5 protein-coding genes are annotated in these 6368 nt (G+C 33.4%); 3 read left to right on the top strand and 2 right to left on the bottom strand.

Annotated features, from left to right (window positions below; translation table 11 throughout):
- Together ACH2BV_RS03085 and ACH2BV_RS03080 are read right to left on the bottom strand one after the other, a co-directional pair.
- The coding region (locus tag ACH2BV_RS03085; protein ID WP_395049222.1) for a YifB family Mg chelatase-like AAA ATPase at nt 1-1305 on the bottom strand (1305 nt) is incomplete at its 3' end.
- Nucleotides 1306-1472: 167 nt separating this feature from the next.
- On the bottom strand, nt 1473-2450 hold the full coding sequence (locus ACH2BV_RS03080) for a Gfo/Idh/MocA family protein (protein ID WP_395049221.1): 978 nt from the start codon (nt 2448-2450) through the stop codon (nt 1473-1475).
- A gap of 252 nt (nt 2451-2702) precedes the next feature.
- Here ACH2BV_RS03080 and ACH2BV_RS03075 point away from each other — a divergent pair, with 252 nt between their 5' ends.
- From ACH2BV_RS03075 to ACH2BV_RS03065, 3 genes are all read left to right on the top strand, one after another.
- Nucleotides 2703-3719 (top strand): dipeptide epimerase, encoded by a 1017-nt coding sequence (locus ACH2BV_RS03075; protein WP_395049220.1) that lies wholly within the window; start codon nt 2703-2705, stop codon nt 3717-3719.
- Nucleotides 3719-4735, top strand: a complete 1017-nt coding sequence (locus ACH2BV_RS03070) for an aminotransferase class I/II-fold pyridoxal phosphate-dependent enzyme (protein WP_395049218.1) — start codon at nt 3719-3721, stop codon at nt 4733-4735. The genes ACH2BV_RS03075 and ACH2BV_RS03070 overlap by 1 nt, the downstream gene beginning before the upstream one ends.
- Before the next feature lie 170 nt (nt 4736-4905).
- Complete coding sequence (locus tag ACH2BV_RS03065) at nt 4906-6231, top strand: ammonium transporter (protein ID WP_395049217.1); 1326 nt, start codon at nt 4906-4908, stop codon at nt 6229-6231.
- Nucleotides 6232-6368 lie beyond the last annotated feature (137 nt).

Genomic DNA, 6368 nt, shown 5'->3' with positions numbered 1-6368 from the left:
ATTGTAATGGATATTTTCCATTTGCATAAAACGTTCCGTTTGGATTTCGCGTGCAGCTGTAACGCGTTTCCGAATATCGACACTGCTTTCGGCTTTTTGGTCTTCTGATAATTTTTCGAAAGGAACTGGCGTCACTTCAATATGAATATCAATTCTATCCAATAAAGGCCCTGAAATCTTGCTCAAATAGCGTTGCATTTCGTGTGGCGAAGAAGTTTGCGGAGAATCTGGATCGTTAAAGAAACCACTGGGACTTGGATTCATACTGGCAACTAACATAAATGACGATGGATACGTCACGGTAAACTTGGCTCTTGAAATGGTTACTTCTCGATCTTCCAATGGTTGACGCATTACTTCAAGAACATCTCGTTTAAATTCCGGCAATTCATCCAAAAATAAAACACCATTGTGCGCCATAGATATTTCACCGGGTTGCGGATAACTCCCTCCTCCTACTAAAGCAACATTTGAAATAGTATGATGTGGACTTCGAAACGGTCTTTGATTCATTAATCCAGCTTCTTTTAGTTTTCCGGCGACACTATGAATTTTAGTAGTTTCTAATGCTTCCCGTAAAGTCATTGGAGGCAAAATACTGGGCAAACGTTTGGCAAGCATTGTTTTTCCAGCCCCAGGAGGTCCAATCAAAATAATATTATGACCACCGGCTGCGGCAATTTCCATACAGCGCTTTATACTTTCTTGGCCTTTGACATCGCTAAAATCGAATTCAGGAAAATCCAATGTTTTATAAAACTCCGCTCTTGTATCTATAATTGTTGGTTCTAGAGTTCCTTTACCTTCCAGAAAATCAATAACTTCCTGAATATTTTCTACACCATAAACATCTAATCCAGTAACAATTGCAGCTTCCTTCACGTTTTGCATTGGCAGAAAAAAACCTTTAAAACCTTCTTCTTTAGCTTTTATGGCAATGGGCAAAGCACCACGAATAGGTTGTAAACCACCATCGAGCGAAAGCTCTCCCATTATTATATACTTGTCAATTTCATCAGCTTTTATTTGGGAAGATGCAACTAGGATTCCAATCGCTAAGGTCAAATCATAAGCAGAGCCTTCTTTTCTTAAATCGGCAGGAGCCATATTGATGGTAATCTTTTTACCGGGCATAGAATAACCATTGTTTTTGAGTGCGGCTGCAATTCTATAACTACTTTCCTTTATGGCGTTGTCGGGTAAACCAACCAAATGATAGCCAATTCCCTTGTCCATATTAACTTCGACTGTAATTGTTGTAGCTTCGACTCCAAAAACGGCACTTCCAAAAACTTTAACTAGCATACTGATTTATTAGATTCTAAAAATATAGAAAACATTTCAATATTTGGGTTATTTGAATGAAAATATTTAAAAAAAATCCTACAATCATCAGAAGTTGCTATTAAAACTTTGGAATTAAATTGATGAAATAAGCAATTATAAAAACAATACCGTAAATACTATCTATTCTATAAAGGATATTCTAACCCTATTTGGCTTCTGACTTCATCAACTATTTTGATAAGCTCTAAACTATTTTGATGAGTCCAAAATTTGCTTTCAATTCTGTTTTCTTTAATACATTGGTGACACTCCTCTATTTCGTATGTGTATCCTTTGCCTTTGGTAGGTAATTTAAATTTTGTTTTATGATTATTTTTTACCAGTGTATACGACTGTGCTTCAAACCAAAATGGATTTAAATTAATTCTTCCTTTCGTGCCACTTATTGTTGCTTTCATATTTGACGAAGAAACAAAACTTGAATGCAAAATAGCTTGAGCCTTATCATATTGTAAAATCATGGACGTTTGTAAATCAGCTCCTGACTCATGAAAATTTGATTTTGCAAGTATTTCTTTCGGAATTCCCAACAATACATAACTTAAAAACAAGGGATAAACACCAATATCTAAAAGCGATCCTCCTCCTAGCTTTATGTCTGTCATTCTATTACCTTCTAGTTCTTCGACTTGAAAGGCAAAATCAGCAGTAATGTATTTAACTTCTCCTATTTCGCCATTTTTAATTTTAGAAAAAGTTTCCTGAAACGAAGGATTGAATCTTGTCCAAAAGGCTTCCATAAAAAATTTATTGTTTTTTTTCGATGCATTAATCATCTGCAAAGCATCATTATAGTTTAATGCGATTGGTTTTTCGCAAAGCACATGTTTATTATTCTGCAACGCTTTTATGGTTAAAACTGCGTGGGAATCATGCGGAGTGGCAATATACAATATGTCTATCTCATCATCATTCATAACGTCTTCATAAGAAGCATACGCTTTTGGGCAATTGTACTTCTCAGCAAATTCTTGTGCTTTTTCAAGATTTCTTGAAGCTACTGCAGTAAGTTGAGCCTCCTCGATTAGCATTAATTCTTTTGCAAATTGATGGGCAATATTACCTAAACCTATAATTCCCCATTTAATCTTTTGTTTGTCCATTACAATCTAATGTTATTTGAAAATAGGAATAGTTTTAATTTTACTTTTCCTCTAGTATTATTGAATATTATTGAATCAGTGAATTAGAAAAACCTGAAAAAACTCTCCAAAACTAGATCCATTTAATTAAACTCTAAATTTAATCTAAATATCCTTTCAAAATTAAATATACTTCTCCTTTTAGTTTGTAAACCAATTATATTAATTTCCTTTGTTATAAATTAAACATTTATTCAATAAATAGTCACAAAAATGAAAGTAATACTCCGAACATTCAATCTTCAGTTAAAACATACTTTTACCATTTCAAGAGAATCATACAGTGAACAACCTAGCTTAATCGTCGAATTACAAAGTGATGGTTATTCCGGTTTTGGGGAAGCTACGTCAAATCCTTATTATAAAATTACGGTAGATTCGATGAAACATAATTTGGAAAAAATAATTCCATTTATCGAAAGTGTTACTAATGAAACCCCTGAAATTTTTTGGCATAATGCTCATAAATTATTATCTAATGATATGTTTGCACTTTGCGCTTTAGACATTGCTTACAATGATTTGTATGCTCGTAAAAAAGGGAAAAAACTCTATGATTTATGGGGCTATTCCATTAATAACAATCCAAAGACTGATTATACTATAGGTATTGACAGCATCGAAAAAATGGTGTCAAAAATGAAGGAATTGCCTTGGCCTATTTATAAAATTAAACTTGGAACCAAAGAAGATATTGCCATTGTAAATGAATTAAGAAAACACACCAATGCTATTTTTAGAATTGATGCTAATTGTGGTTGGTCGGTTTCCGAAACTATAAATAATGCCATAGAATTGAAAAAATTGGGTGTTGAATTTTTGGAACAACCTTTGAAAGCTGATGATTGGGAAGGTCACAAGGAAGTTTTTATGCATTCCGTTTTACCAATAATAGCTGATGAAAGCTGCATTATTGAAGAAGATGTAGCCAAATGTCACAATCATTTTCACGGTGTCAATGTCAAATTAGTAAAATGTGGCGGTCTTACTTCGGCTAGAAGGATGATTTCACAGGCAAAAAAATTAGGAATGAAAACAATGGTCGGTTGCATGACAGAATCTACTGTGGGAATATCAGCAATTGCTCATTTATTACCAGAACTAGATTTTGTTGACATGGATGGCGCATTATTATTGGCCAAAGACATCGCAACTGGCATAACAATTCATGACGGTATCATAAAATACTCAGAATTAAATGGAACTGGAGTTACTTTAATTTCTAAATAATGATTGTAAATGAATTTTCAGATCGAATAATTCGCATTGATGGCGTCGAATATTTATATTTTGGCGGAACCAATTATTTGGGGATGTCTACCAATACTAACTTCCAAAATATTTTATTCGAAAGCATCAAAAAATGGGGAACCTCTTATGGAAGTTCTAGAAATTCAAATATCGAGCTTTCGATTTACGAAACTGCCGAAAAATTATTAGCAAAAAATACAAATACCGAAGCAGCCTTGACTGTTTCTTCGGGGATGTTAGCGGGAAAATTAGTGGTTGAACATCTTTCAAAAACTACCGATGCTATGTTTCATTTTCCAGATGCTCATCCTGCAATAATGAGTTATCACAGCCTTCCTATTATGGAAAACGGCAAATTAAACGCTAAAATATTCAATGAAAATATTTCAAAAATAACCATTGTAACAGATTCAATTCCTTCCTTAGCTGTTGAACCTATAGAATTGTCAATTTTGCTTGAAATTCCTAAAGAAAAGAAAATCACTTTGGTCATTGATGAATCCCATAGTTTTGGAATTTATGGGAACGAATGGCTAAACATAATAAAAAAAGAAAATTTCAAGATAATTAAAGTAGCCTCTTTGGGCAAAGCTTTTGGCCTTTCAGGTGGTGTAATTGCTGGAAATACTTCTTTTATTTCAAAAATACGCAATCTTGATTGTTTTATTGGAGCTTCGGGAATGAATCCGGCTTTTCTGGAAACATATATTAACGCACAAGAAGTTTACCTTTCGCAGAAACAAAAATTACTTCAAAATCTAATCTATATAGACACCCATTTTACAAATAGAGATTTATTTACTTTCGATACTTCCTATCCTAACATTTATTTTGAAGATGAGTCTGTTTCAAAAAAATTATTGGAAAACAGAATTATTACTACTTCATTTAAATACACAAATACATCCGGAAAACTCAATCGAATTGTCATAACTTCCAATCACACTACTCAAGATTTAGAACAATTGTTGACACTATTAAATTCAAATTTTTAAATTTCCCCATTAACAAATTAAAGATTTTAGCAATTAATTTTTCATACCCCCATAAAATTATGGGGTATAAAATATAAATTCAATAAAAATGACCCTATAAGTAAATTTTTTTATGGGTATATGAAATGATTTTATACTTTTATCGAAATTTATAACTAAAAACTAAAATTATGCGAAAGATTATTTTAAGTGTGATTCTAATCACAATTCTGGTATTATCTATTTTTTCAATTTATTTATTTCCAGAAAGCACAACATTAGGAGCACACATCGTTGCCCTAAAATTAGATACTGGAGATACGGCTTGGATGTTATGTGCGACAGGCCTTGTATTATTAATGACTCCGGGACTAGGGTTCTTTTATGGCGGAATGGTAGGCAAAAAGAATGTTATTAGTACTGTACTTCAAAGCTTTATGGCTATGGTTATAGTAACTGTGTTATGGGTTGTTGTTGGATTTGGATTGTGTTTTGGACCTTCAATTGGCGGTTTTATTGGTAACCCAACTTCTAACATGTTTTTTAATGGTGTAAACTCTACAACTGCTTGGGAATTAGCTCCAACTATTCCTTTTATGTTGTTCGCCTTATTTCAGGCAAAATTTGCAATCATTACACCTGCTTTAATAACAGGAGCTTTTGCAGAACGTGTTCGTTTCTGGGCTTACTTATTATTTATGGTATTGTTCATATTATTTGTTTATGCTCCATTATGCCATATGACTTGGCATCCTGATGGAATATTCTTCGGATGGGGAGTGTTAGATTTTGCCGGTGGAACAGTTGTGCACATGAGTGCAGGTTGGGCTGCACTTGCGGGAGCAATGTTCTTAGGAAAAAGAAAATCAGAAAAATCAAACCCTGCTCGTATTACTTATGTATTATTAGGAACGGGTTTATTGTGGTTCGGTTGGTTCGGTTTCAATGCAGGTTCTGCTGTTGGATCCGGAAGTCTTGCTGCACAAGCTTTAGGAACTACAACTGTTGCTGCTGCTGCTGCTGCAATGGGTTGGGTATTTTTGGACAAAATTCTTGGACATAAACTTTCTGCAATGGGCGCTTGTATCGGAGCTGTAGTAGGATTAGTTGCTATTACACCTGCAGCTGGTTTCGTATCCATTCCTTCTGCATTAGCAATAGGATTTATTGCCAGTATAGTAAGTAACCTTGTGGTTAGCAATTTTCCTAAAGGAAAAATTGATGATGCTTTAGATGTATTTGCTTGTCACGGTGTTGGAGGTATGGTTGGTATGCTTTTAACCGGAGTATTTGCTTCAAAATCTGTTAATGCAATTGTTGGAGACAATCAAGGATTAATTTATGGCGATGCTACATTGTTTTTAATTCAATTAAAAGCTTTAGTGCTTGTTTCCATATTTGCTTTTACTGTTTCTTATGCTTTATTCTTTATTGTAAATAAAATTACACCATTAAGAGTTACTGAAGAAAAAGAAGAATTAGGATTAGATATTTCTCAACACGGAGAATTTTTGTAAATACCATTTATTTAATTTTAAAACACTCTAAAGATTAGTCGAGGGCACTGAAAAAGTCATTTTAGTACTTAATTGATTAATAAATAAGGAGTAGAAAACTAGTTTTTCTGCTCCTTATTTTGTATTTTTAAGTTTAA

This window comes from Flavobacterium sp., assembly GCF_043780635.1.
Taxonomy (GTDB): Bacteria; Bacteroidota; Bacteroidia; order Flavobacteriales; family Flavobacteriaceae; genus Flavobacterium.
Note: the sequence above shows the minus strand (reverse complement) of the source record. Positions and strands in the feature narration are given on the sequence as shown.